The 22,512-nt window shown below is 62.2% G+C and carries 20 protein-coding genes and 1 pseudogene; 20 read left to right on the top strand and 1 reads right to left on the bottom strand.

Annotated elements, in window-relative coordinates; all coding sequences use genetic code 11:
• Nucleotides 1-154: 154 nt before the first annotated feature.
• From E4P82_RS05020 to mftB, 18 genes and pseudogenes are all read left to right on the top strand, one after another.
• The gene (locus E4P82_RS05020) at nucleotides 155-1,675 is read left to right on the top strand and encodes a VWA domain-containing protein (protein WP_169247871.1); all 1,521 of its coding nucleotides are present in this window, start codon (nucleotides 155-157) and stop codon (nucleotides 1,673-1,675) included.
• Between the two features lie 19 nt (nucleotides 1,676-1,694).
• Nucleotides 1,695-2,711 (top strand): methyltransferase domain-containing protein, encoded by a 1,017-nt coding sequence (locus tag E4P82_RS05015; protein WP_169247870.1) that lies wholly within the window; start codon nucleotides 1,695-1,697, stop codon nucleotides 2,709-2,711.
• A gap of 58 nt (nucleotides 2,712-2,769) precedes the next feature.
• Nucleotides 2,770-4,290: an aldehyde dehydrogenase gene (gene adh, locus E4P82_RS05010; protein WP_169247869.1), complete on the top strand. Its 1,521-nt coding sequence runs from the start codon at nucleotides 2,770-2,772 to the stop codon at nucleotides 4,288-4,290.
• Between the two features lie 118 nt (nucleotides 4,291-4,408).
• Nucleotides 4,409-4,783, top strand: coding sequence for a DUF779 domain-containing protein (locus E4P82_RS05005; RefSeq protein ID WP_169247868.1), 375 nt, complete (start codon nucleotides 4,409-4,411; stop codon nucleotides 4,781-4,783).
• Between the two features lie 55 nt (nucleotides 4,784-4,838).
• Nucleotides 4,839-5,114, top strand: coding sequence for a DUF4242 domain-containing protein (locus E4P82_RS05000; RefSeq protein ID WP_169247867.1), 276 nt, complete (start codon nucleotides 4,839-4,841; stop codon nucleotides 5,112-5,114).
• A gap of 34 nt (nucleotides 5,115-5,148) precedes the next feature.
• Complete coding sequence (gene mftC / locus E4P82_RS04995; protein WP_169247866.1) at nucleotides 5,149-6,216, top strand: mycofactocin radical SAM maturase; 1,068 nt, start codon at nucleotides 5,149-5,151, stop codon at nucleotides 6,214-6,216.
• Nucleotides 6,217-6,263: 47 nt separating this feature from the next.
• Nucleotides 6,264-6,584, top strand: coding sequence for a hypothetical protein (locus E4P82_RS22745; protein WP_169247865.1), 321 nt, complete (start codon nucleotides 6,264-6,266; stop codon nucleotides 6,582-6,584).
• The gene (locus tag E4P82_RS22740) at nucleotides 6,518-8,236 is read left to right on the top strand and encodes an oxidoreductase (RefSeq protein WP_169247864.1); all 1,719 of its coding nucleotides are present in this window, start codon (nucleotides 6,518-6,520) and stop codon (nucleotides 8,234-8,236) included. The genes E4P82_RS22745 and E4P82_RS22740 overlap by 67 nt, the downstream gene beginning before the upstream one ends.
• Nucleotides 8,237-8,239: 3 nt before the next feature.
• Nucleotides 8,240-10,273, top strand: coding sequence for a mycofactocin system FadH/OYE family oxidoreductase 2 (locus E4P82_RS04980; protein WP_169247863.1), 2,034 nt, complete (start codon nucleotides 8,240-8,242; stop codon nucleotides 10,271-10,273).
• A 12-nt stretch (nucleotides 10,274-10,285) separates the two neighbouring features.
• Complete coding sequence (locus E4P82_RS04975; protein WP_211203032.1) at nucleotides 10,286-11,341, top strand: electron transfer flavoprotein subunit alpha/FixB family protein; 1,056 nt, start codon at nucleotides 10,286-10,288, stop codon at nucleotides 11,339-11,341.
• Nucleotides 11,338-12,666, top strand: coding sequence for an FAD-dependent oxidoreductase (locus E4P82_RS04970; protein ID WP_169247861.1), 1,329 nt, complete (start codon nucleotides 11,338-11,340; stop codon nucleotides 12,664-12,666). The genes E4P82_RS04975 and E4P82_RS04970 overlap by 4 nt, the downstream gene beginning before the upstream one ends.
• Entirely contained in the window at nucleotides 12,660-12,947 is a 288-nt protein-coding gene (locus E4P82_RS04965; RefSeq protein ID WP_169247860.1) for a ferredoxin family protein, read from the top strand. The genes E4P82_RS04970 and E4P82_RS04965 overlap by 7 nt, the downstream gene beginning before the upstream one ends.
• A gap of 45 nt (nucleotides 12,948-12,992) precedes the next feature.
• Nucleotides 12,993-13,832 (top strand): annotated as a pseudogene (locus tag E4P82_RS04960) (electron transfer flavoprotein subunit beta/FixA family protein); the annotation flags it as partial.
• Nucleotides 13,829-14,593, top strand: coding sequence for a mycofactocin biosynthesis peptidyl-dipeptidase MftE (mftE, locus tag E4P82_RS04955; protein ID WP_169247858.1), 765 nt, complete (start codon nucleotides 13,829-13,831; stop codon nucleotides 14,591-14,593). The pseudogene E4P82_RS04960 and the gene mftE, both read left to right, overlap by 4 nt.
• The gene (gene mftF, locus E4P82_RS04950; protein ID WP_169247857.1) at nucleotides 14,566-16,113 is read left to right on the top strand and encodes a mycofactocin biosynthesis glycosyltransferase MftF; all 1,548 of its coding nucleotides are present in this window, start codon (nucleotides 14,566-14,568) and stop codon (nucleotides 16,111-16,113) included. The genes mftE and mftF overlap by 28 nt, the downstream gene beginning before the upstream one ends.
• A 161-nt stretch (nucleotides 16,114-16,274) precedes the next feature.
• Complete coding sequence (gene mftA / locus E4P82_RS04945) at nucleotides 16,275-16,373, top strand: mycofactocin precursor MftA (RefSeq protein WP_211203034.1); 99 nt, start codon at nucleotides 16,275-16,277, stop codon at nucleotides 16,371-16,373.
• An 80-nt stretch (nucleotides 16,374-16,453) separates the two neighbouring features.
• Nucleotides 16,454-17,263, top strand: coding sequence for a mycofactocin-coupled SDR family oxidoreductase (locus tag E4P82_RS04940; RefSeq protein WP_169247856.1), 810 nt, complete (start codon nucleotides 16,454-16,456; stop codon nucleotides 17,261-17,263).
• On the top strand, nucleotides 17,260-17,547 hold the full coding sequence (mftB, locus tag E4P82_RS04935) for a mycofactocin biosynthesis chaperone MftB (RefSeq protein ID WP_169247855.1): 288 nt from the start codon (nucleotides 17,260-17,262) through the stop codon (nucleotides 17,545-17,547). The genes E4P82_RS04940 and mftB overlap by 4 nt, the downstream gene beginning before the upstream one ends.
• A 47-nt stretch (nucleotides 17,548-17,594) precedes the next feature.
• Here the strand turns inward: mftB and E4P82_RS04930 are convergent, their stop codons facing one another.
• The gene (locus tag E4P82_RS04930; protein ID WP_169247854.1) at nucleotides 17,595-19,565 is read right to left on the bottom strand and encodes a sigma-54-dependent Fis family transcriptional regulator; all 1,971 of its coding nucleotides are present in this window, start codon (nucleotides 19,563-19,565) and stop codon (nucleotides 17,595-17,597) included.
• Nucleotides 19,566-19,906: 341 nt separating this feature from the next.
• Between E4P82_RS04930 and E4P82_RS04925 the strand changes: the two genes are divergently transcribed.
• Nucleotides 19,907-21,811 (top strand): PHA/PHB synthase family protein, encoded by a 1,905-nt coding sequence (locus E4P82_RS04925; RefSeq protein ID WP_169247853.1) that lies wholly within the window; start codon nucleotides 19,907-19,909, stop codon nucleotides 21,809-21,811.
• Nucleotides 21,812-21,817: 6 nt separating this feature from the next.
• Nucleotides 21,818-22,504, top strand: a complete 687-nt coding sequence (locus E4P82_RS04920) for a vWA domain-containing protein (RefSeq protein WP_169247852.1) — start codon at nucleotides 21,818-21,820, stop codon at nucleotides 22,502-22,504.
• The last annotated feature ends 8 nt before the right edge of the window (nucleotides 22,505-22,512 follow it).

The raw sequence follows: 22,512 nt of genomic DNA, 5'->3' as shown, positions 1-22,512 counted from the left end.
GCCGGAAACTCTCTCGGCCGCCCGAAACCCCGCTGCATCCGCCGGCGCGGCCCGCCGAGCCNGTGAACGGTCTGGAGCAACGCCGCCAAGAGCACACCGCCCGCTACTTCACCAGCTATCGCGGTCGTACCGACGGCCGTACCGGTGGCTGACGATGGACGCCGTGATCAATCGTTTCATTTTTCTGCTGAAAAAGCAGGGCGTGCGGATTTCGCCGGCCGAATCGCTGGACGCGATGCAGGCGTTGGCATGGGTCACGCTGCACGATCGCGACACGGTGCGCGCGGTCCTGTGTAGCACTCTGATCAAGGATGTGCGTGATCAGCCGGTGTTCGAAGAGCTGTTCGAGCAGTTCTTCGGCTTGCCCAAGGCATCGCCGTCGCCTGAATCGGCGGCGGAACCGCCGCCACACCGCGAAACCGCGCCGGAACCACCAACAACGGTCGCGGAGCAGACCCAGATCACTGGTCAACCCGACGGTGATAACGCCCATGAAGACGCCCTCGATATCCGGGATTATTTCGATGCCGAATCGATGGCAACTCATTTCAACTCACATCAGGACGCCAATGATCTCAGTCTGGCCGAGTTTGGTCAGAATCTGGTGTTGAGCCGCAACCGGGATTTGCTGGATCAGGTGATGCGGAAAGCCATGCAATTGCTGAAGGCGCGGCGGATGAAGAACGTCGGGCGGGCCGGCGAGTTGAATTTGGACGAGGCCATCGCGGCGCTGGACGCCGATGTGATCGCCGACGCCGTGACTGAATTGCTGGATGAACTCAACGATATGGATGTGGACGAGAACCTGATCAAACAGTTATCCAGCCGACTGGACGGCGGCATTGCCAATCTGCCGGAACTGCTGAAGCGTTATCTGGAACGAGAGTTGGCGCTGCAACCGCCTCCGAAAGGGTCCGAACGGCCGCGCCGTGCCGCGCGGGATTACCGCTTCTCGGAACAGGAACGCCGGGAAATGACCGAGATCGTGCATCGGCTGTGCCGACGGATGCGGGGTGCCCGTTCCTATCGCCGACACATTAGCCATCATGGCCGGATCAGCGTTCCGCTTACCCTGCGTCGTAATATGAAATACGAAGGCATCCCATTTCAGCCGGTCATGACCCATTACCGCAATGAAAAACCCCGGTTGGTGGTGATTTGCGATGTCAGTCTGTCGGTGCGCAACACCGCTCGTTTCATGTTGCATCTTGTCTATAACCTGCAAAGCCTATTCGGCCAGGTGCGCAGTTTCGCCTTCGTCAGCGACCTGGTGGAAGTCAGCGCGTGTTTCGAGCAACAGAGCATTGATGAAGCGATTAGCACTGTATTCGACGGCGGTCTGATCGACACCGATGTGGACAGCAATTACGGCCACGCCTTGAGCCTGTTCCACAATCGCCATTTAGCGGCGGTGACGCCGCAAACCACCGTCATCATCCTTGGTGACGGGCGAGGTAATCGTAACCCACCCCAGGTATGGGTCTTGGAGGAAATCCGTCGCCGCGCCAAGCAATTGCTCTGGCTGTCGCCGGAACCGCGCGGCAGTTGGAAGATGGGCAGTTGCGATATGTCGCTATACGAGCCGGTCTGCCACCAAACCGAAGTGGTCCGCAACCTGCGGCAACTCGGTCAGGTGGCCGAGAATCTGCTGCGGCGCTCGGTGACGCCCCATTGATCGCGGAGCGCTCCCCATCATGATGCTGTCACGCCACCGCCACGCGCTGCTGGTCAACGGTCTGGAACAACGCGCCGATCCGCTGGCCGCCAGCGCGCACTTCCAGCTTTACGCGCTGACGCCATCGGCGACGCCGACCGCGCCCGCCGATGAGTTGATCATCGTCCACGATTTCAGCGCGACGCAGATCGACAATAATTTGGGCTACTACGTTGTTAGCGAGTTGTTGCCGCTGCTGACGGCACAGCGCCAGCGGATCGATACCGGCTACAGCGAACAAGACTTATTCGAGCGTTCGGTGGGCGACATTGTCCGCTCCATGGCCGGCAACGAGCGCCACGCTTGGCGGTTGTTCTACGCCAACACCCTGAACGCCACGCAGGCCAGCGCCGGTTTGGGGCAACCGCCGGGGCGACCCAAGGAAACCGCGAACGATTTTATCGGACTGTTCGGCGCGATTTATCGGTACGCACTGGAACGGATCGAGGGACTACCTGCCGCCGCATCGCCGCTGACCGTCCTCGACGTGGCCACCTGTTTCGGCTTTTTTCCGCTGCTGCTGGCGCGGCTTGGCGTCTCGGACCCGATCTTGGGGGATATCGCTGGTTGCGATCTGAATCCGGCTCTGATGGGGTTCGCCGACGATTACGCCCGCCATGCAGGTCTGGCCCAAGCCCGGTTCGGCGTCGCCGATATTCTGGCCGACGATATGGAGCGGGAATTGGCGCCGCTACCGGCGCGCTTCGACGTGGTCACCGCGCTGCATCTGTTGGAACACCTTGAACCGGAGCAAACCAACCGAGCAGTTGCCAACCTCTGGCGACTCACCGCCCGGCGACTGATTATCGCGGTGCCGATCGAAGACACGCCCGATCCCCGCTATGGCCATCGGCAGGTCTTCGATCGCGAACGGCTGTTGGCGATCGGGCGATCGCTCGGCGGTCATTTTGAGTATTTCGAGTATCACGGCGGCTGGCTGATGATTGACCGGCCTCACTCTGGCGTGAGGCCGGCTGGATTTCTACTCGCTGCCTGAAAAAACGGTGACGCACAAGTCCGTCGCCACGCATTGCCAAACCACAGGAGGAATACCCATGTTATACGCATCACCCGGCCAGGCCGGCTCCAAGATCACCTTCAAAGCCCGTTATCAGAATTTCATCGGCGGCCAATGGGTGGAGCCGACGAAAGGCGAATACTTCGAAAACATCAGCCCGGTCACTGGCCAGGGCTTCTGCGAAATTCCCCGCTCCAGCGCCGAGGACATCGAACTGGCGCTGGACGCCGCCCATGCCGCCGCCGACGGCTGGGGCCGCACCGCCGTCGCGGAACGCGCCAACCGGCTCAACCGCATCGCCGACCGCATGGAAGCCAACCTGGAGATGCTGGCGGTGGCCGAAACCTGGGACAACGGCAAATCGGTGCGAGAAACCCTGGCCGCCGACATACCGCTCGCCATCGACCACTTCCGCTATTTCGCCGGCTGCATCCGCGCCCAGGAAGGCGCGCTATCGGAAATCGACGACGACACCGTCGCCTATCACTTCCACGAACCGCTGGGCGTGGTTGGCCAGATCATCCCCTGGAATTTCCCAATCCTGATGGCGGTCTGGAAACTAGCGCCGGCCTTGGCCGCCGGCAACTGCGTGGTCTTAAAACCCGCCGAACAAACCCCCGTATCGATCCTGGTGCTCATGGAACTGATTCAGGATCTACTCCCGCCCGGCGTCGTCAACGTCGTCAACGGCTTCGGTCTCGAAGCCGGCAAGCCGCTGGCCAGCAACAAACGCATCGCCAAGATCGCCTTCACCGGCGAAACCACCACCGGGCGGCTGATCATGCAATATGCCGCGCAAAACCTCATCCCGGTCACGCTGGAACTGGGCGGCAAATCGCCCAACGTCTTCTTCGCCGACGTCTGCGCCCAAGACGACGACTTCTTCGACAAGTCTCTGGAAGGTTTCACCATGTTCGCCCTGAATCAAGGCGAAGTCTGCACCTGTCCCTCGCGGGCGCTGATCCAGGAATCCGGCTACGACCGCTTCATCGAGCGAGCCATCCAGCGGGTAAAAGCGGTCAAGCAAGGGCATCCGCTCGACACCGACACCATGATCGGCGCCCAGGCCTCCTCCGAGCAGATGGAAAAAATCCTCAGCTACCTGGATATCGGCCGTCAGGAAGGCGCGGAATGCCTGACCGGCGGACAACGGGCCGAACTGAGTGGGGAACTGCGCAACGGCTACTACGTGCAACCGACCGTGTTCCAGGGCCACAACAAAATGCGCCTCTTTCAAGAGGAAATCTTCGGGCCGGTGCTCGCGGTGACCACTTTCAAGGACGCGGCGGACGCGCTAGCCATCGCCAACGACACCCTCTACGGACTGGGCGCGGGCGTCTGGAGTCGCGACATGAACGTCGCCTACCGCATGGGGCGTGGCATCAAGGCCGGCCGAGTCTGGACCAACTGCTACCACCTCTACCCGGCCCACGCCGCCTTCGGCGGTTACAAGCAATCCGGCATCGGCCGGGAAACGCACCGGATGATGCTCGACCACTACCAGCAAACCAAGAACCTGCTGGTCAGCTATAACCCCAAGGCCATGGGGTTCTTCTAAGGTTGCCTCGCACTCTCCCCTCTCCCACTGGGAGAGGGGTTGAAGGTTGCCTCGCACTCTCCCCTCTCCCACTGAGGGGTTGGGGGTGAGGGTGGGTTTAACCCGATGGAGGCTCGTCATGACCACCGTATCCCGCGTATTGGCGACCAATGCCGCCCTGGATTTGATCGCGCGTCTCAAAACCAAGCACGGCCCGCTGATGTTTCACCAATCCGGCGGCTGTTGCGACGGCAGCTCGCCGATGTGCTACCCGGCAGGCGAACTGCTGATCGGCGATGGCGACGTGCGCTTGGGCGAGATCGGCGGTTGCCCGTTTTACATGAGCGCCGCTCAGTTCGAGTACTGGAAACACACCCAACTGACCATCGATGTCGTGCCGGGTCGGGGCGGGATGTTTTCCCTGGAAGGTCCGGAAGGCTTGCGCTTCCTGACACGCTCCCGGCTGTTCACGGACCAGGAACAGGCGGCGTTGGATGCGAAGCATGACGCCTGACAGCCGTTGATAGGCCCACTCATAAAAAAACGATTCCACCAAAGAGATTAGTCCCATGCCCAAGTATCTGATCGAACGCGAACTGCCCGGTGCGGGCAAGCTGTCTCCAGCCGACCTGAAAGCCATCTCGCAGAAATCGTGCAGCGTACTCCACAACCTGGGTCCCCAAATCCAATGGGTGCAAAGCTATGTCACCGACGACAAGATTTATTGCATCTACATCGCCCCCAACGCCGAGATGGTGAAACAGCATGCCGAACAGGGCGGATTTCCAGCAGACCCCATCTCCGAGATCAAGGCAGGCATTGACCCGACCACCGCTGAAGCCTGATTGCCCGCACTGCCACCGTTCGAAGGGGTAACCGATGAGCTACGAAATCTTTCGGCAGGGTCTGGACGCGCCGATCTGCCTGACCTGGGAAATCACCTACGCCTGCAACCTGCAATGCGTGCATTGCCTGTCTTCCTCCGGCAAGCGTCGGCCCGATGAACTCACCACCGCCGAGGCCAAGCGGCTGATCGACGAATGGGCGGAAATGAAGGTGTTTTACATCAACGTCGGCGGCGGCGAGCCGATGAGCCGGAAGGATTTTCGCGAATTGATGGACTACGCGCTGGCGCGCGGAATCGGCGTCAAGTTCAGCACCAACGGCACCTTGATCGACGACGATGCGGCGGCGTGGATCGCCTCGCGGGACTATTTGGACGTGCAGATTAGCATTGATGGTGCGACCGCTGACACCAGCGATCCCATCCGCGGCGAAGGTTCCTACGGCCGTGCCCGCCAAGCGATGGAGCGGCTGGCCAAGCACCGGTTTCCGTTCAAGATCAACACTACCGTCACCCGCCACAACTATCCGCAAATCGACGAGCTATATGCCCTTTCCCAAAGCTATGGAGCCGAGCTGCGGCTGACGCGGCTGCGTCCCACCGGTCGCGGCGGCGCGGTATGGCAAGACCTGCGCCCAACCCACGAACAAAATCGCGGACTGTACGAGTGGCTGTTGAAGCATCGCGACGTGCTGACCGGTGATTCCTTTTTTCACCTGTCGGCTTACGGGCAGCCGATGGACGGGCTAAACCTGTGCGGCGCCGGACGCATCGTCTGTTGCGTGGACCCGGTCGGCGAAGTCTATGCCTGCCCGTTCATGTTGGCCCCGGAGTTTTCCGGCGGCAACGTGCGCCAACCGGGCGGGTTCGCCGGCATCTGGCGCCACTCGCCGCTGTTCGCGCATCTGCGGGAATGGCAGGTCGGCGGCAGTTGCCAGAGCTGCAACGCCTACGACCAGTGCCATGGCGGCTGCATGGCCGTCAAACATTTCACCCAACAATCCCTGGATACGCCCGACCCGGACTGCGTGTTTCAACGACCGGCGTTTTTTCCAATACCGGTCAAGGCCGTGTCGCAACTGGCGAGCATTGCATCGCCATGAATTCGATCCGAGCAATACCTGAAATCCGTAGCGCGTGAGGCAAGGCCATGAGCAAGCCGCAAGATCGCCATGCCGGGCTTTGCGCCCCACTGTCGTTGGGTGGCAAAACCGCGCCGAACCGCTTTGTGTTCGCCGCCCATCAGACCAACTTCGCCACTCATAACCGCTTCACCGAGCGGCACGTCGCTTATTACGAAACCCGTGCCGCCGGTGGCGCGGGAACGATCGTTCTGGAAGGCAGCGTTGTTCACCCTTCGGACTGGCCCTACGAGTACGCGATATTTGGCTACGAGACCGCGTGGTGGACGGTTATCGCCAAATCGCAGATGCGCTGCATCGCCACGGTGTGCTGGCGTTGGCGCACTTGACCCATAGCGGGATGCAGGGCAGCAGCCATTATTCCCAATTGCCGCTGTGGGCACCCTCGCCAGTCCCGGAAGTCAACAGCCGCGAACTGCCCCAGGCCATGGACGCCGACGATATCGCCGCCGTGATCCAGGGCTTCCGACAGGCTGCCCGTTACGCCCGCGACGGCGGCCTGGATGGGGTCGAGCTGAACGCCGGTCAGGACAGCCTGATTCGCCAATTTCTGTCGCCATTGACCAATCAACGTGGCGACGATTACGGCGGTTCGCTGGAAAACCGGCTGCGTTTCGCCCGTCAGATCATCGAGAACGTGCGCGACGAACTGGGTCGCGATGCCATCGTCGGGCTGCGCCTGGCAGGCGACGAATATGCGCCATGGGCCGGCATCAAGCCGGAAGACGCGGCGGAGATCGCCCGCTGCCTGGCGCGCGATGGGCTGCTCGATTTCATCAGCGTCACCAGCGGCAGCATCTACACCGGTCATCTCACTCGGCCCGGTCTATATCAACCGCCCGGCTTCGCCGTGCATCTGGCGGCAGGCATCAAGGCGGCGGTCGCGCTGCCGGTCTTCGCCCAAGGCAGCATCGTCGATCCCGAAATGGCGGCGGCGCTGCTGGCTGACGGGAAAGCCGACGCAGTGGAAATGACCCGAGCACTGATCGCCGATCCGGACTTGCCGCACAAATGGCGTGAAGGCCGCGCCGCCGACATTCGCCCTTGCCTGCTCGCCAATCAGGACAACCTTATCGGCTTGGTGCAGAACCCGCGCCTGAGTTGCGCCAACAATCCAGCCGCCGGCTACGAGCACGAAGCCGAATTTGCGACTCTGAAACGCGCCCGGACGCCGCATCGGGTTCTGGTCGTGGGCGGCGGACCAGCCGGTCTGGAAGCGGCGCGGGTGGCGGCGCTACGCGGACACGACGTCACCTTGTACGAACGCGAATCGCAACTCGGCGGCGCGATCCGACTCGCCGCCGCCGCGCCCGCCCGGGAACGGTTGGCGCTGGCGGTGGACTGGCTGGAACGGCAAGTCCGCGCACTGGAAGTAACCATTCGGACCGAGATGGACATGACCGCCGAACAAATCGGCCAGGAATCTCCCGATGCCGTGATCGTGGCCGTGGGTGGGCTCCCGGGCCAGCAAGCCGGCGTGCGCTTTCACCCGAACGCGCCGCTGATCAATCCTCGGCAAGTCATGGGCGGCGAGGTTCCGGCCATGCCGGGCCGCGCCGTGGTCCTCGACACTCTCGGCGATCCGGTCGGCATGGCGGTGACCGAATGGCTGGTCGAGCGCGGCTGGCAAGTCGAAGTGGTCACCAGCGACATGTTCGTCGGCCAACGCTTGACCGCATCGCTGGAGTTGACCGCCTGGAATCAGCGCGCCGCCGCCCGCGGCATCGTCTTCCGCCCACAATTCGACACGCTAGAAGTAACCGAACACGGCGTGATCGGCGCGGATCATTTCGATCACCGGGAAATCCGTCTCGACGGCATCGATCTGGTGGTGGACGTGTCGCCGGAAGTGCCTGACGAAACCCTGTATTTCGCGCTCAAGGCGAGCGGTTTGCGGGTATTCCGGGCCGGCGACTGCGTCGCGCCGCGTTATCTCAGTCACGCGATCCTGGAAGGCTATCGCGCCGGACGGGAGGTCTAAGCCATGAGCAATCGTCCACGACTGTTGTTTACCCCGCTGAAGATCGGCAGCATCACGGTCAGGAACCGGATCGTGTTCTCGGCGCATCTGACCAACTACGCCGAGGATTTCCTGCCCAGCGAGCGGCATCTTTACTATTACCGGGAACGCGCGCGCGGCGGAACCGGATTGATCATTACCGAAGAGCAATCCACCCATCCCACTGATCACCCCTACGAAAAGCTGATCCATGCTTTTCACCGCCGGGTGATCCCGCATTATCGGCGGATTACAGCGGCGGTCCACGCGGAAGGAACGCCGATCCTGGCGCAGATCAACCACAATGGCGGCCAGAGTAGCGGCATGTTCACCCGGCTACCCGCCTGGGCGCCGTCGGCGCTGGCCGATCCCCTGTTCCGCGAAGTGGCGAAAGCGGTGGAACACGAGGATATTCTGGAGATTATCCAGGGCTATGCGCGGGTGGCCGCCTACACCCGCGAGGGCGGTTTCGATGGCGTGGAACTGCAATGCTCCCATTCCTCCATCGTCCGCCAGTTCCTGTCGCGCAACACCAACCAACGCGGCGACGAATACGGCGGCAGTCTGGAAAACCGCGCCCGACTGCTGCGCGAGATCATCGCCTCTATTCGCAATGAGGTGGGCCGCGACTACGTGATCAGCGTGCGGCTGTGCGGTGACGAACTGATCCGTGACGGCATCACCCTGGACGAAACGGTGGCCGTGGCGCGACTGCTGGAAGCGGACGGGCTGATCGATCTGATCAACACCAGCATCGGTACCGCGACCCAGACTCTGTACATGATCGAAGCGTCGATGCGGATTCGCCCGGATTACGCCCTGTTCATTCCCTCGGCCATTCGCAAGGCGGTACGGCTGCCGGTGATCGGCGTGGGTCGGATCAAGGACCCGATCCAGGCGGAACGCATCCTGAGCGAGGGTCACGCCGACTTGGTCGGCATCGTGCGCGGTCAGATCGCCGATCCCGAATTCGCCCGCAAAGCGCGGGAAAACCGGACCGACGATATCCGGCTCTGCCTGTCCTGCAACCAGGAATGCGTGGGACGGATGGGACTCAATCGCTGGATGGGCTGCATCGAAACCCCGGCAACCGGTCAGGAAAAGCGCTACGGCGGCGGCACCTTGCAGATCGTCACCGAACCCAAGCGCGTGCTGGTGATCGGCGGCGGACCGGCCGGGCTGAAGGCCGCGACCGTCGCCGCCCGGCGCGGGCATCGCGTCACCTTGCTGGAAAAGGAAGCCCGTCTTGGCGGCCAGGTGGTGTGGGCGGTTCGGATCGCTGGGCGGGCGGAGTTCGGCGATATCGTGCGTAATCTGCTGCACGAGATCGAACAACTGGGTGTCGAGGTACAGACCAATACCACCGCCACGCTCGATTCGGTGTTGGCCGCCAAGGCGGACGCGGTGATCGTGGCGACCGGTTCGCTACCCAACCATGCCGCTATTCCCGGTGGCGACAGCCCCGGCGTGGCGGACGTGGTGGATATCCTGTCGGGCAAGGTCACGCCGGGACCCAAGGTGCTGATTGTGGATCGGCTCGGTTTCCACGAAGCCACCAGCGTCGCCGAGTATCTGGCGGAACAGGGCTGCGAAGTGGAAGTAGTCACCCCCACCTTATACGTCGGTCAGGATTTGGGCGTCACCCTCGATCTGGAAAACTGGTATCGCCAAGCCCGGCGCTTGGGCATTCGCTGCACCCCGAACCATTCGGTCCTCGGCATCGACAACGGCGTGGTCATGGCGCTGCACAACTACAGTGGCCAAATGGTGCACTTCCCCAAAGTAGATACGGTGGTGCTGGCGGTACACCGTCAGGCCGACGATAGCCTGTATCAGGCGCTGAAGACCGACAACGCCCGCGCCACCCACATGCTTTCGCAAGTCCGCGAAGTCGATGAAGAGCTGTATCAAAACTTGAAAGGGCGGGTGCCCGCGCTTTACCGCATCGGCGACTGCGTCGCGCCACGTCGGGCGCACGCCGCGATCATCGAAGGCGAACGCGCCGGGAGGGCTGTTTAAATGGATAAATGCGTGGTCGTCATCACCGAATGCGAGCAAGGCGAATTGACCCTCGCCAGCCTGGAGTGCGTGGAAGAAGGCCGTGAGATCGCCGATCGGCTCGACGCCAAGGTCCAGGCGATTTTGTGCGGTAGCGCGTTGGAACCGCTGGCCGGGACGCTGGCGGCGCACGGCGCGGACCAGGTCACGCTGGTGGAACACGAGGCATTGGCGCAGTTCAGCGCCGATGGCTGGTTGCAGGCGCTCGCCCCCGTGCTGCTTCAGGCCGATCCGGTACTGCTGCTGGCCCCGGACAGCGGTCCGATTCGCGCCTGGCTACCCCGGCTGGCGGTGCGCTGGCGGTTGCCGCTGGTCGGCTGCTGTATGCGCATCGGCATCGTCGGCGACGGTTACCCGGAAGTGATCCGTCACACCCACGGTGGGGCCTGTCAGGAACGACTGATTTGGCCCTATGCCACCTTGATCTGCGCCATGCTCACGCCCGGTGTGCGCGGGGTGGATGCGCCCCGGCCCGGTCGCACCGCCAAAATCTCCGTCGTACATCCGGCGCTCGATCCCGCCAGTTTCCGCGACCGGACTTTGCGGACCTTGCCCGCCGACCCCCGCACCGTGGCCTTGAACGAGGCCGAACGGATCGTCTCCGGCGGTTTCGGCACCGGCGGGCCGGACGGCATGGCACTGGTGAAGCAATTGGCCGACCACATCGGCGCGGCATTGGGCGGCACCCGGGTCGCGGCGGATCGTGGCTGGCTGGCGGCCGAACGCTTCATCGGTTCGACCGGTCAGATCGTCGCCCCCAAGTTGTACATGGCGTTCGGCGTGTCCGGCGCGGGTCAACATCTATCCGGCATCACTGGCAGTGAGACCGTGATTGCTATCAACAACGACCGCACCGCGCCGATGCTCAAACGGGCGGATCTAGGCATCGTCGGCGACCTGCATCAAATTCTGCCGATCTTGCTCGACAAATTGCAGGCGCTGACTGCGGTCAACGTCGAGAACCACAGCGAATCGACCGCGCCGACCGATGCCTCCGTCGCCCATCGGACTTTGGAGATGATGCCATGACCACGCATCCCGCCAACCAACAGTTCGATGTCATCGTCGTCGGTGCGGGACCAGCCGGCAGTGCCGCCGCCTTGCTCGTCGCCCGGGCCGGCCTCAAGGTGCTGCTGCTGGAGCGCGGTGAGTATCCCGGTGCGAAAAACGTCTCCGGCGCGGTGTTTTACGGCAGCGCCATTCTCAACGAACTGATTCCCAACTGGTGGGAACAAGCGCCGGTGGAGCGTCCTGTTTGCCGCCGCGACATCGCCTTCATGTCGCCGACCACCGCCGTGGCGCTCGACTTCCGTTGCGCCGGTGCCGGTTTCGCCACCGCCCCCTACAACGGCTTTACGGTATTGCGGCCCAAGTTCGACCGTTGGTTGGCGGCGCAGGCCGAAGCGGCGGGCGCCTTCGTGTTGACCTCGGCGGTCGTCGATGACGTGCTGCGGGAAAACGGCCGCATCGTCGGGGTTCGCGTGCGTCGCGAACAGGGCGAAATTTACGGAAAGGTGGTGATCGCTTGCGATGGAGTCAATTCCTTCCTGGCGAAGAAAGCGGGTTTGCAACGCGAATTTCACCCGCACGAACTGTCGCTGGGAGTCAAGGAAGTGCTCGGGCTGGACCCGGCGATCATTCAGGATCGCTTTCATCTCACCGACAACGACGGGATCGCTTACGAATATCTCGGTGCAATTACCGAGGATGTCCACGGCGGTGCGTTTCTCTACACCAACCGGGATTCACTATCGCTGGGCGTGATCGGCCAAGTATCGTCGCTGGTCGAGCGACGCAAGCGGCCCTACGAACTGCTGGAGCGGTTCAAGGCGCATCCGGCGGTCGCGCCGCTGGTGCGCGGCGGCAAACTGCGCGAGTACTCGGCCCACCTGATTCCCGAAAGCGGCTGGGCGATGAAACCGAAGCTGTACACCGACGGGATGCTGGTCGCCGGCGACGCGGCGGGTTTCTGTCTGGCCGCCGGCCTGTATCTGGAAGGCATGAACTACGCGATGCAATCCGGCTTGGCGGCGGCGGAAACGGCGATCCTCGCCTGCCAAAAGGGAAATTTCTCCGCTCGCACCCTCTCGGTTTATCAAAAAAACCTGAAGCAGCGCCACGTTTCCACCGATTTTCGCGCCTATCGTCATGCGCCATCCTTCGTCAACGGGCCGCGCCTGCAAAATCTTTATCCCGAAATGGTCGCGCAAGGTATGGAACAAATCTTTCGGGTGGACGGTGCGCCCAAGCGGAAGATTCTGCCGCTGGCCTACCGGATGGTCCGTCAGTCTTCGATCAAGCCGGGGCAATTGCTCCGCGATGTCTACCAAGTGGCGAGGGCTTATCTATGGTGATGACCACCCATGAAGAGAAGATGCGCACGGTACGCTTCCGAGTGGGCGCGACCCCGCATATCGTCGTGAACTCGGAAATCTGCCGCAACGAATGCTCGGTTCATGCCTGCGTCTACGTCTGTCCGGCCAACCTGTTCGTCCCGCTGGACGACGGCGGCATTCTGTTCAATTACGAACAATGCTTTGAATGCGGCACCTGTTATATCGCCTGCAACCAGGAAGGTGCCATTCGCTGGTCCTATCCCGATGGTGGTTATGGGGTCACGTTCCGGGAGTCCTAGAGGGGTTGACTCATGCGTATCGCGGTCTGTCTTAAATACGTCCCCGACCCCAGCACCATCGAGGTCGATCCGCTGACCGGGATGATCGATATCGGTCGCGTGCTGTACATGATGAATCCCGCCGACGAGAGCGCTCTGGAGCTGGCGTTGCGGCTGCGACCGCCCGATGGCACCGTGACCGTGTTCAGCGTGGGGCCGATCGAGGCGGATCGCTTGTTACAAGACGCGCTGGCGGCGGGCGCCGATGCGGCGCTGCGCGTGTGGGATGATGCGCTCGGCAGTCTCAAACCCATCGTAACCACGACGCTGCTGGCGGCGGCGCTGCGAGTCAAAGCGCTTCCCGATCTGGTGTTGTGCGGCGGGCATAGCGTGGATCGCGGATCGGGCACCGTGCCGGCGCTGTTGGCCGAGCATCTGGACTGGCCGGTCGTTACCGATGTCACCCAGTTCGAGATCCAGTCGGGACGGTTGCGGGCGCGGCGGCGGCTGGCGCGCGGGGCGCGGGCCGAAAGCGAAGTCACCCTGCCGGCGATCCTGGGATTGGAAACTGGTCTGGTGCATCTGCGCCAAGCCAGCCTGCCGAACTTGATGCGGGTCAAATACACCCCGATTCCGCTGTACGGGCTGGAGGAATTGGGCTTGTCACCACAGGACTTGCACTTCCCGGCGATGACCTTGCATGAAGTCATGCCGCCGCGTCCACGGGCACGGATGATGTTTACCCCGGATGTCGGCGGATCGGTGCAGGAACGGGTCGCCCAGATCATGTCCGCCGGGGTTGCCGGCAAGGCGGGGAAAATCCTGGAAAGTGGTACGCCGGAACAGCAGGCCGACGCCATCATCGCGTTCTTGTGCCAACGCGGTTTCCTGGAACAGCCGACTTGAATACCCGGCGACTGGCCGAATCGAGCTGGCCGGATGTGGCGCAAGCCGTTGCTGCGGGCATGACGACGGTGATTCTGCCATTGGGCGCGACCGAGCAACACGGCCCGCATTTGCCCTTGGGCACCGATACTCACCGAGCGGCGGCGTTGGCCGAGCGCCTGGCGGAACGTTTGCCGGCGTTGGTCGCGCCCGTCATCCCGATCGGTTGTTCCGACGAGCACGGCGGGTTTGCCGGCCTGTTGAGTCTGGAGGCGGAAACGCTGGCGGCGGTGATCGTGGACTGCGCCCGGTGCATGATCGATTGGGGTGTGCGGCGCTTGGTGGTGTTGTCGGCGCATGGCGGCAACGGACGGGCACTGGCGTTGGCGGAGACGCGCTTGCGGCGGGAGTTGCCGGCGTTGGCGGTGTGGATTCCCGACGCCATGACGATCTGCGGCGAGGCGGTGCTGACCATCGCTACAGAGGCGGGTTTGCCGTTCAATGCCCTCGGCTTGCACGCCGGCGAATGGGAAACTTCGGAACTGCTGCGTCTGCACCCGGAACAGGTGCGCATGGATCGAGCCGCACCCGGCCATACCGGCGATATGGACGCGGCATTGGCAACCTTGGTCGCAAACGGGACGCGGGCGCTGACGGCAACCGGCGTGGTGGGCGATCCTCGCTCGGCGAACGCGAGCCGGGGCGAATGTTATCTGGCGGCACAAGTTGTGTGTTACGAGGCGGCGTGGCGACAATGGCTCCTGCAACCCAACCCAGCGTGAAATGGGCGGAAAGGCGAGGCGATACCGGCGGTGCCGCCATCGCCTCGTTGCCTACCCCACCGCCAGCTCAACCGGCGCGCTATGCCTTGCAACCCAATCTGTCCGTCGTGGCCGACGAGCGAGGCGGTCTGTTGCTGTGCCTGCGCCCGTTGCTGGCGCTGCGCCTGAATCGGCAGGCCACGACGTTGCTCGGCGCGTTGCGGCAACCTCGCGGTGTCGCCGAACTGGCGGCCAGCGTTCCCGGCATGACGCCAGCGGCTATCACCGCATTTTTGGACAGGCTGTTGCGCCACCGATTGTTGATCCGCCATCCGGCGGAGGTGGCCGTCTGGCCGACAGTTTCGATCATCGTCCCGGCGCACGGTCGCGCCGAGGCCACGCGCCGCTGCGTGCGCTCCTTGCTGACGCTGGATTATCCCGCTGACCGCCGTGAAATCATCGTGGTGGACGATGCCTCCACGCCACCGTTGGCCGAAGCGTTGCACGATTTGCCGATCCGGTTGTTACGCCAGGAACGCAACATCGGCCAATCCGCTGCCCGCAATCTGGCGGCGACCATGGCGAGCGGTACGGTGCTGGCGTTCATCGACAACGACTGCGTAGCCGAACCCGATTGGCTGCGAGGCTTGCTGCCCTATCTGGACGGCCCGTCGGTCGCCATGATCGGTGGTCGGGTCGTCGCTCCGCCAGCACGGGGCGCGGTGGCCGCGTTCGAAGCGGTGCGCTCGCCGTTGGATATGGGCGCGACGGAAACGGAAGTCACTCCGAATGCCGCCGTGTCCTATCTGCCGACCTGCAATCTATTGGTGCGGCGTGATGTGCTGCTGGCGCATGGCGGCTTCGACGCAACGCTGCGGGTCGGCGAAGACGTGGATTTCATCTGGCGCACCTTGCGAAACGGGCATCGTGCCTGGTATGTCCCCGCCGGCCGAGTCGTGCACGACCATCGCGTGCGCTGGGGTGACTGGTTGCGCCGCCGCGCCGATTACGGTTCCTCCGAAGCCGATTTGCAGCAACGCTATCCCGAAGGTCGGCGAGTGATGCACCTGCCGCGCGTCGGCCTGTTGTTGCTGCTGAGCGTGATGCTCACGCCGTGGTTCGGATTCTGGGGACTGGGACCAGCGGCGGTTGCCCTGGGTCTGTTCAGCGCGGAACTGACGAAAAAACAGCGGGAGCTGCGGCGCGTCGGGGTCACGCTGTCCATCGGTCGAGTCGCCGTCGCGCTAGGCCGCGAACATGCGGCGGCGCTATATCACCTGAGCGCCAATGCCGTCCGTTATTACAGCCTGCCGCTGCTTGTTATCGGCGGGATACAGCCGTCTGGGCTGCCCGCCATCCTCCTGTTGCTCATCGTCGCGCCGCTGGCCGATCACCGGCGGCTACGACCCCAATTGTCCCTACTGGTCTTTATCGGCCTGTATGGCCTGGAACTGGCCGCGTATCAAGTGGGACTCTGGCGCGGCTGTCGGCAACGGCGCATCTTGCGTCCGCTGCTGCCGCGCCTGATCTGGCGGAGATAATCGATCATGATCAATCCCCGCCGCGTTTTACCGTTGTCGTATCCCTGTGCATCGTCAACCTGAAGGAGATCATCCCGATGTTCATTCCTGTCGAGCAACGCCCCGAAACGTCCACTCTCCACGCGGCGCCCGTCGCGGAAATCACGCCGATTGCCGAGGCGTTGGCGCGGCATCCCGAACCTGCGGTGGAACTGCCGGAGGTCACGGAAGAATTGCTGATCGAAGAAGTCAGTATCGACGGTATGTGCGGCGTTTATTGAGATCGGCGCTGACCGATGCCTGCAAGGGCCGGTCAGCCAACTGATTGTCGTGGTTCATTAAACCGTGAAAGGCGGGGCAAATGGGCAAACTGGAAGGCAAAGTCGCTTTCATTACCGGCGCGGCGCGTGGCCAAGGCCGGGCGCACGCCGTGCTGATGGCCCGCGAGGGGGCCGATATCGCGGCGCTGGACATCTGCCGCGATCTTCCCTATCCGCGCTATTCGCTAGCGATGCGCAGCGACCTGGAGGAAACCGTCCGACAGGTGCGGGAATACGGACGCCAAGCGTTGGAGCTGGTCGCCGATGTCCGTGATAGCGCGGCGATGGCCGCCGCCGTCGAGAAGACGATAGCGACTTTCGGGCACATCGATATCCTGATCTGCAATGCCGGCATCGCCGATATGGCTCTGACCTGGGACATCACCGAGGAATGGTGGGACATGATGCTCGACGTCAATCTCAAGGGCTATTGGCTGGCGGTGAAATACGTCGTCCCACGGATGTTGGCTCAGGGAACGGGCGGCAGCATCGTCATGACCTCGTCGGTCGCCGGTCTGCGCGGTGAACCGGGCATGGCCCATTATTGCGCGTCGAAATGGGGCGTCGTCGGACTGGCCAATTCGCTGGCGCATGAACTCGCGCCGCACCACATTACCGTCAACACGCTGCATCCCACTGCCGTCGATACCGACATCATCACCGGTATGGCCCAGGCCGCCGACATGGCGACGGAGGATCTGGTCGAATTCATCCGCCATGGCAACGCCCTGCCGGTCAAACTGATCGACGTGGAAGATGTCGCCAAGGCGGCCTTATGGCTGGTCTCGGGTGAAGCGCGCTACGTGACCGGGCAGAAACTCAATATCGATGCGGGGAGAATGCTGAAATGAACACAACGGTCGAACTTGCCGCCTGCTACCGGTTGGCTCCGGGGGTGGCGATCCGCCCGGAGCGCTTCGGCGGTCTGGTGTACCGTTACGACAACCGCCGCCTGTATTTCCTGCATTCCCATCGAGCGGTCGAGTTCGTGAACGGTCTGGATGGCTGTCGCTCATTGCGGGAAACGCTGGATGATTTCCTGACATCTCGGGAAATGCCGCCATCAACCGGCGAGACACTGGTCAAAGCGGTCGCGCAATTGGAGCGATTGGGTCTTTTGACGCATGGCGCGTGAATGACGCTGCGGAATCATCGACGCGATTAAAGTCGCGCTGACCCGTTTTATGGCGTCGGATATTCACGCGGCTGAATGCCATGCTTGCGCATCTTGCGGTATAGCGTGTTGCGACTGAAACCCAAGTGCGCGGCGGTATTGGTGATATTCCAACCATGACGGTCCAGTTGGCTTAACAGCGCTTCCCGCTCCGCGTGCGCGAGACCGCCCGTGGCCATGTTGCTCGGTATCGCCGCGCCATAACGCAAAGCGCGCCACGTTGGGTCATGCGGCGTCAGACCGGTAATCTCCGCCGGCAGATTTTCGAGCTGGATACACTGCTCATCGCACAGCGCCACCGCCGTGCGCAGCACATTGCGCAATTGACGGATATTGCCCGGCCACGAATAAGCGTTCAGCGCCATCAGCGCGTCTTCGGCGACACGCACGCTCACGCCGTCGCTTTCCGCCGCCAGCAAACTGCGGATCAGCAATAGCCGATCGCTGCGTTCGCGCAAAGAAGGCAAGCGTAATTCCAGGCCGTTCAATCGGTAAAAGAGATCTTCCCGAAATGCCCCGGTGGCCATGTGTTCCCGCAGATTGCGATGCGTGGCGCTGATCAGGAAGACATCCACCGGCACCGGCGTATCGCTGCCGAGCGGTAGCACCTCCTTTTCTTCCAGAACCCGCAGCAATCGGGTTTGCAAAGGCGGTGGCATATCACCGATCTCGTCCAGAAACAGAGTGCCGCCGTGGGCTTGCAGAATCTTGCCGCGCCGGCCTTCCTGGCGTGCGCCGGTAAATGCTCCGTATTTGTAGCCAAACAATTCGCTTTCGATCAAGGTTTCCGGGATCGAGGCGCAATTCACGGCGACGAAAGGTTTGTCGGCGCGTGCGCTGGCATCGTGAATCGCCTTGGTGAAAGCCTCCTTGCCGGTACCGGTTTCGCCAGTCAGCAGAATATTGACGCGCTTGTTCATGACCTTCCGAACGCAATCGACGTTGTACGCCATCAGCGGGTCTCTCCCGGCCAAACCCTCCAGGGTTTTCAGCGGCGGGAGCAAAGGCTCGGTTTCCGCCGCCGCCAAGCGCAAACCGCTCTTGGGTGACCGTCGTTCTGTGCCATACAGCAGCGTAAAAAACCGATGGCCGGTCTTGTCGACGATGGGCCACAACGTTCTGGGCTGGCCGCTGGCGTGGCCGAGCAGAGTCTCCAAGGTGATGGCGAAAAGGCGGTCGATACGCTGGCCGACCAGTTGATGGCGCGGTTGTCGGAGCTGATCCGCCGCACTCTGGTTAGCGGCCAGGATGCAGCCGCCATCATCGAAAGCCAGTAGGCCCTCGTTGCTCCCGCCAATGAATTCCGGTTGGTGGTGGAAACGCAGAATCCATTGCTGGCGAAACACCCGTAGAAAGAACCCGTGTTCGATCATTCGGGCGCTCAGCGCGGCCAGCGCGAGGGTATGAAACTGGCTTTGTCTGGAATCCTGGGAACTGACCGAGGAGATATCCAGCACCGCCAATAACTGGTTCCGCGGACCGAAAATCGGCGCCGCCGAGCAGGTCAATTGGATATGCCGGCTAAGGAAATGTTCATTGCGGTGAACGGTCAGGGCGCGCTGTTCGATCAGGGCGGTGCCAATACCGTTGGTTCCTTCGTTTTCTTCGTCCCAGATGGCGCCTGGCCACAGACCCACCTGCTTGAAAGGTCTGCTCAAATTAGCATCGCAGATCCAATTGACGATCACGCCGTCGCCATCGGTCAGGATCACCGCAAAGCCCGAGCCGGCGATCCGCTGATAGAGGCTATTCATTTCAATCCGAGCGATTTCCAGAAAGTCATCCAGGCGTTGCTGGTGTTCGCGCAAACGAATCTGTTCGAGTACCTGGGTCTGATGAGAATGAACGGCGTCAAGGCCGTAATTGTTGACGCAGCGGATCCAGGAACGGGCAATACTGGCCTCCAGTGAAGATTCGGTCCTGGTGCCCTGCACCACAGACAAAATATGCTCTGCATGCGCGGTCGTCTCGTCCAACATGGTTCCTCCTCATCACGGCAAGTCTCCCTATCTAACCGTAGGGTCAACGGTCGCCGAACACCGAACTGAGTCGTTGTTGTTGCTTTCGGTATCGATGAACGCTCAATGGGTGTCTGAATGGAAGCCATGGGAAGATAAGGCACGACGTCACTTTTCCGCGCAGATACCCACATAATAATATAGACCCTTGTACGGCAGCCGTTTACCTAACATCATCGGCATACACCACACGCCGGGCTGGGTTTGCGTTACACTGTGGGAGCGGTGCGAGCAACGGCAGACCTGCCGATTCCATCGCTGTCCGGCACCGCGCGATCCTCGTATCCGTGAGGTATGCAATCATGCCAGACTCCAAACAGACCGTTCCGGCCGCTCCCGTCCAAGCAGCGACGCCCGAGCAGTCGACCACCCCCAAGATCGAACCCGCACCCAAACAGCCGATTCGTTCCTGGCTCGGTCCGTCCGGCCAAAAATCCTCGGCGCACCGCGCCTACGGTATCGAGCGCTCCTTGCTCGGTACCCACATTCCCGAAACCATCGACCGGATGGTCAACGCCAACCTCGCGCGCGGCACCGCCGGAACATCGCCAGCGGTACTGGCCATGGCCTACCTCGACTGGCTGATGCACTTGGGTCTTTCTCCAGGCAAACAGGCGTTGCTGAATGAAAAGGCGGTTCGCAAGATGGTGCGGCTGGCGCTGTACGCGTTCAAGGCCAGCCAGAATCCCGAGATCCCGCCCTCCATCGAGCCCTTGCCCCAAGATCACCGTTTCGATAGCGAGAGCTGGCGGCAATGGCCCTATAACCTCATCTCGCAGTCGTTTCTGTTGACCCAGCAGTGGTGGCACAACGCCACCACGCATGTCCGTGGCGTCAACAAGCAGAACGAAGCGATCGTCTCCTTCGTGACGCGGCAAATCCTCGACATGTTCTCGCCCTCCAACTCGCCGCTCACCAACCCGGAGATCCTCAAGGCCACCATGGAAGAAGGTGGTCAGAATCTGGTGCGCGGTTGGACCAATTTCATGGCCGATATGGAAACGGCGATAGCCAGTAAACAGTTGGGCGGCGAAGCGGAGCAATTCGTGGTTGGCCGCGATGTGGGCATCACCCCAGGCAAGGTGATCTTCCGCAACCACTTGATCGAACTGATCCAGTATCGGCCAACGACCGCCGAGGTACATGCCGAACCGGTTTTGGTGGTGCCGGCCTGGATCATGAAGTACTACATTCTCGACCTGTCGCCGCACAACTCCATGGTTAAATACCTGGTGGAGAAGGGGCACACGGTTTTCATGATCTCCTGGAAGAACCCGACCGCCGCGGATCGCGATATCGGCATGGACGATTACCGGCAGCACGGCGTGATGGCGGCGCTGGACGCCATCTCCGCGATTTTGCCCGGACGCAAGGTCCACTCGGTCGGCTATTGTCTCGGTGGCACCTTGCTGACCATCACCGCCGCCGCCATGGTTCGCGACAGCGATCACCGCCTCAAGACCATGACCCTGTTCGCGGCGCAAACCGATTTCACCGAGGCGGGCGAACTGCTGTTGTTCATCAACGAAAGTCAGGTCTCCTTCCTGGAAGACATGATGTGGGATCAGGGTTATTTGGACGCGGACCAAATGGTGGGTGCCTTCCAGATGCTGCGCTCCAACGATTTGATCTGGTCGCGACTGGTCCATGACTACCTTCTGGGGCGTCGTCAGTCGCTCAACGACCTGATGGCTTGGAATGCCGATCAGACCCGGATGCCGTTCCGCATGCATTCCGAATACCTGCGGCATATCTTTCTCGGCAACGAACTCGCCACGGGTCACTACAAGGTCAATGGCCGCACCATTGCCATTACCGACATCCGCGCGCCGATCTTCACGGTCGCCACCGAACAGGATCACGTCGCGCCCTGGCGGTCGGTCTACAAGATCAACCTGCTGGCGGATGCCGACGAAGTCACCTTCCTGCTGACCAGCGGCGGGCACAATGCCGGTATCGTCAGCGAGCCCGGCCACCACCGGCGCAGCTTTCAGATGGCTACCCGCAACGATCAGGATCGCTACATCGACCCGGATACCTGGCAGGCCACCATACCCAAGCAGGAAGGCTCCTGGTGGCCGGCTTGGGAAGCGTGGCTGACCAAGCATTCGGCGGCGCATCAAGTCTCGCCGCCGCCGATGGGCATGCCGGAAAAAGGGCTATACCCGATTTGCGAGGCGCCGGGTACTTACGTGTTGCAGAAGTAGCGGCAAATGGTCAACCGGCTTACGACCTCGTCGGACAGCGAGGTTGTGCAATTCCTGCAAAAAGCGGCTCGCACTCCCGTCGCCGCGAAACCGAGCGGCCGCTTGATCTTCGCCCTGGATGCCACCGCCAGCCGCCAGCCGACTTGGGACCGAGCCTGCCAGTTGCAGGGAGATATGTTCGCGGCCACGGCGGACATCGGCGGGCTGGCCGTGCAACTGGTCTGGTACCGGGGCTATGGTGAATTCCAGGTCGAGCCGTGGCTGAGCCAGGCCGCCGACCTGCAACGGCGCATGACCGCAGTGCAATGCCGGGGTGGCTTGACCCAGATCGGTCGAGTGCTGGAACACGCCACTCGCGAAACCCGGCTGCATCGGGTCAACGCCCTGGTGCTGGTCGGCGACTGTCTCGAAGAAGCCGTGGACCCGCTGTGCCAACAGGCCGGTCAGCTCGGGTTATTGGGAGTGCCGGCCTTTGTCTTTCAGGAGGGTAACGACCTCGATGCCACGCTGGGTTTCCGGGAAATCGCTCGGCTGACTCGTGGCGCCTATTGCACCTTCGATAGGGGTAGCGCCCGGCAATTACGCGAGTTGCTTACCGCCGTGGCGATCTACGCCACGGGAGGCCGCCCGGCACTGGAGGAATTCGGCCGGCGTCACGGCGGTCTGGCGCGGCAACTGACCCGCCAACTCTGAGCAGATCG

The organism is Candidatus Competibacter phosphatis (genome assembly GCF_012939995.1).
Classification (GTDB): domain Bacteria; phylum Pseudomonadota; class Gammaproteobacteria; order Competibacterales; family Competibacteraceae; genus Competibacter; species Competibacter phosphatis.
This window is presented reverse-complemented; position numbering and strand designations above follow the sequence as displayed.

Coding starts and splice junctions, on each gene's coding strand:
- E4P82_RS05020 (WP_169247871.1), top strand. CDS start 155: ATGGACGCCGTGATCAATCGTTTCATTTTTCTGCTGAAAAAGCAGGGC.
- E4P82_RS05015 (WP_169247870.1), top strand. CDS start 1,695: ATGATGCTGTCACGCCACCGCCACGCGCTGCTGGTCAACGGTCTGGAA.
- adh (WP_169247869.1), top strand. CDS start 2,770: ATGTTATACGCATCACCCGGCCAGGCCGGCTCCAAGATCACCTTCAAA.
- E4P82_RS05005 (WP_169247868.1), top strand. CDS start 4,409: ATGACCACCGTATCCCGCGTATTGGCGACCAATGCCGCCCTGGATTTG.
- E4P82_RS05000 (WP_169247867.1), top strand. CDS start 4,839: ATGCCCAAGTATCTGATCGAACGCGAACTGCCCGGTGCGGGCAAGCTG.
- mftC (WP_169247866.1), top strand. CDS start 5,149: ATGAGCTACGAAATCTTTCGGCAGGGTCTGGACGCGCCGATCTGCCTG.
- E4P82_RS22745 (WP_169247865.1), top strand. CDS start 6,264: ATGAGCAAGCCGCAAGATCGCCATGCCGGGCTTTGCGCCCCACTGTCG.
- E4P82_RS04980 (WP_169247863.1), top strand. CDS start 8,240: ATGAGCAATCGTCCACGACTGTTGTTTACCCCGCTGAAGATCGGCAGC.
- E4P82_RS04970 (WP_169247861.1), top strand. CDS start 11,338: ATGACCACGCATCCCGCCAACCAACAGTTCGATGTCATCGTCGTCGGT.
- E4P82_RS04965 (WP_169247860.1), top strand. CDS start 12,660: ATGGTGATGACCACCCATGAAGAGAAGATGCGCACGGTACGCTTCCGA.
- mftF (WP_169247857.1), top strand. CDS start 14,566: ATGGCTCCTGCAACCCAACCCAGCGTGAAATGGGCGGAAAGGCGAGGC.
- E4P82_RS04940 (WP_169247856.1), top strand. CDS start 16,454: ATGGGCAAACTGGAAGGCAAAGTCGCTTTCATTACCGGCGCGGCGCGT.
- mftB (WP_169247855.1), top strand. CDS start 17,260: ATGAACACAACGGTCGAACTTGCCGCCTGCTACCGGTTGGCTCCGGGG.
- E4P82_RS04930 (WP_169247854.1), bottom strand. CDS start 19,565: ATGTTGGACGAGACGACCGCGCATGCAGAGCATATTTTGTCTGTGGTG.
- E4P82_RS04925 (WP_169247853.1), top strand. CDS start 19,907: ATGCCAGACTCCAAACAGACCGTTCCGGCCGCTCCCGTCCAAGCAGCG.
- E4P82_RS04920 (WP_169247852.1), top strand. CDS start 21,818: ATGGTCAACCGGCTTACGACCTCGTCGGACAGCGAGGTTGTGCAATTC.